At 56.4% G+C, this 1,455-nt stretch carries 4 protein-coding genes; all 4 read left to right on the top strand.

What is annotated here, in order from left to right:
• Positions 1–202 (top strand): hypothetical protein (locus BM046_RS16320; RefSeq protein WP_218150032.1); only part of this gene is annotated, 202 nt, incomplete at its 5' end.
• A gap of 36 nt (positions 203–238) precedes the next feature.
• Complete coding sequence (locus BM046_RS10630) at positions 239–562, top strand: hypothetical protein (RefSeq protein WP_090539281.1); 324 nt, start codon at positions 239–241, stop codon at positions 560–562.
• A 7-nt stretch (positions 563–569) separates the two neighbouring features.
• Positions 570–905, top strand: coding sequence for a CRISPR-associated protein Csx16 (csx16, locus tag BM046_RS10625; protein ID WP_090539279.1), 336 nt, complete (start codon positions 570–572; stop codon positions 903–905).
• Positions 906–908: 3 nt separating this feature from the next.
• Entirely contained in the window at positions 909–1,193 is a 285-nt protein-coding gene (cas2, locus tag BM046_RS10620) for a CRISPR-associated endonuclease Cas2 (RefSeq protein ID WP_090539277.1), read from the top strand.
• The last annotated feature ends 262 nt before the right edge of the window (positions 1,194–1,455 follow it).

The raw sequence follows: 1,455 nt of genomic DNA, 5'->3' as shown, positions 1-1,455 counted from the left end.
GTTGAAACATGAGCCCCGTTCAAAGGGGATTAAGACCGCTCTTGGCGCTTGGTCTGCTCGTATTCCCAAGTTGAAACATGAGCCCCGTTCAAAGGATCACCAGCGGTTCTGGCTGGTAGGTGCGGATATTGATATCGGGCGCTCGACCGTTTCCTCGCAAGCTTGCCAACACCGGGGCTTCGCTGGATATCAAGCACAATGACACCAACTTCGCAGCAGACGGTATACGGAGTGTGTCATGCAGAACACCACTTATGGGCAGGTCGAGAAAATACTGGGCTCTGATGTCGAGCTGGAGCTGTTTGCTGTGCTCAATGACATGACGGTTGAGGCTGCCCGTGCCGTGCTGGAGCGGATGCTGGAAAAACCTGAACTGGAGCCAGAGTTCAGAGACTACATCTTCTCCGACTCCCGCAGTGAGGACTTCAAGGGCTATACGGCGGGTGAGTCCAAGGGATATCAGCGTGGCCATGAGTCCGGTTTTGCCAAAGGGGCCTTGCTGGGTTGCATCCTGGGCGGAGCGTTGGTGCTGGGCGCCGTCATTTGTCTCAAGCGCGGCTGAGGCTTCCATGAACTATTACATTTCTCGTCATCCGGGCGCTCTGGATTGGCTCAGGGCCAATGCACCGCGCCCGGCCATGCTGATCAGGCATCTGAGTAGTCTGGATGCTCTCGGTCCGGAGGATACCGTCATCGGTACCCTGCCGATCCATCTGGTGGCGGAGGTATGCCGCCGGGGTGCTCGTTATCTGCATCTGCAGATTGACCTGCCTGCGCATCTGCGTGGCGTCGAGTTGACTGCCGAGCAATTGACCGAGCTGGACGCGCACCTGGTCGAGTACTTTGTTTTCCGCCCTGTCAGTGATGAGGCGGTGCTGCAACTGGCTGATCAGCAGGGGGAGTAGTTCATGAGTACCAGGCAGCTTTATCTGGTGGCCTACGATGTGCGTGATCCACGGCGGCTGCGGCACACCCATCGGGTGCTCAAGGACTTTGCCAGCGGGGGGCAGAAGTCTGCCTTTGAGTGTTATCTGACCAGGGCTGAGCGGGATGAGCTGGTTGCACGTGTCGAACAGTGCATGGATCTGGAGATGGATGCGCTGCTGGTCATCCGGCTGACCGGACGTGATCCGGTTTCCACGCTGGGCATCGCCGTAAAACCGGCGGATGAGCTGTACACCTATCTGGGCTGAAAATTCGTCGGCTGTTGGAGGAGCGGGGTATGCAGACACTCTATATAGATCGCAAGGATTCCGACCGCGACCGGATCAGTTACATTTATATGCCGACGCAAACTGGTTCGAGCCAGGATGGCAGCCCATGACTGGTCAAATTTTAGACAACTCTTCCTCGGTACAATGGTTGGCTTTTTGTCTTGCGCAAGCCTTTGATTCCCGAAAGGAAAATTTTGCTGTAGAGTCCGGACATGAGCCCCGCTCAAAGGGGATTAAGACG

Origin of the sequence: Halopseudomonas formosensis (assembly GCF_900115905.1) — a bacterium.
Classification (GTDB): Bacteria; Pseudomonadota; Gammaproteobacteria; order Pseudomonadales; family Pseudomonadaceae; genus Halopseudomonas; species Halopseudomonas formosensis.
Note: the sequence above shows the minus strand (reverse complement) of the source record. Positions and strands in the feature narration are given on the sequence as shown.

Excerpts from the sequence above, each read along its gene's own strand:
- csx16 (WP_090539279.1), top strand. The coding sequence starts at position 570 with ATGAACTATTACATTTCTCGTCATCCGGGCGCTCTGGATTGGCTCAGG.
- BM046_RS10630 (WP_090539281.1), top strand. The coding sequence starts at position 239 with ATGCAGAACACCACTTATGGGCAGGTCGAGAAAATACTGGGCTCTGAT.
- cas2 (WP_090539277.1), top strand. The coding sequence starts at position 909 with ATGAGTACCAGGCAGCTTTATCTGGTGGCCTACGATGTGCGTGATCCA.